This window comes from Paenibacillus sp. OT2-17 (assembly GCF_009827695.1).
Taxonomy (GTDB): domain Bacteria; phylum Bacillota; class Bacilli; order Paenibacillales; family Paenibacillaceae; genus Paenibacillus; species Paenibacillus polymyxa_B.
The window spans coordinates 1-698 of the sequence record NZ_WUDQ01000996.1; the positions used below are offsets into that span (position 1 = coordinate 1).

The 698-nt window shown below is 54.9% G+C and carries 1 protein-coding gene; it reads left to right on the plus strand.

The window, feature by feature from the left end; all coding sequences use genetic code 11:
• A partial coding sequence (locus tag GRP75_RS28680; protein WP_160791080.1) for a metallophosphoesterase family protein occupies positions 1-698 on the plus strand: 698 nt, incomplete at both ends.

Genomic DNA, 698 nt, shown 5'->3' on the forward strand with positions numbered 1-698 from the left:
AGGAAGACCACTAGTCGTCATTGCGGGCAATCATGATCAGCAGGAAAGGGTATCCTCGGTCACACCGCTGGTGAGCGGGCGCGGAATTACATTGCTGGGACTGCCCCATGGGGAAGCGGTACGCGTTCATACACCGCGAACGGGTGAAATGGCATGCATTGCAGCCTTGCCATATCCCTCCGAGTCTCGTCTGAACGAGCTATTGTCTGAAGACGGAGATGAAACAGTATTGCGCGAGGCATACAGCCGCCGTGTGGGCTTGCTGATGTCACAGCTGGGTACAGCATTTCGGAATGACACCGTCAATTTGTCGATGAGCCATATTTATGTGCTCGGCGGGCTGGAGTCGGACTCGGAACGTCCGATTCAGGTCGGGGGGGCGTATACCGTAGATCCGTCTGCTTTGAGCATTGGGGCACAGTATACGGCTCTAGGACATTTGCATCGTCCCCAATATGTGAAGGGAGACGGGCTGATGCGTTACAGTGGCTCGCCGCTGGCTTATAGCTTTTCCGAAGCCGGACAAGCCAAATCGGTTACGTTAATTGACGTGGTTGCTGGCAAGCCAGCTCAGGTCGAGGAACTGTATATTACCAGTGGACGCCCATTAGTGAGGTGGCGCGCACGGGGAGGTCTAGAGGAAGTATATCGCTGGCTGGACGAAGGACTGGATGCCGATGCCTTTATTGATCTGGAAA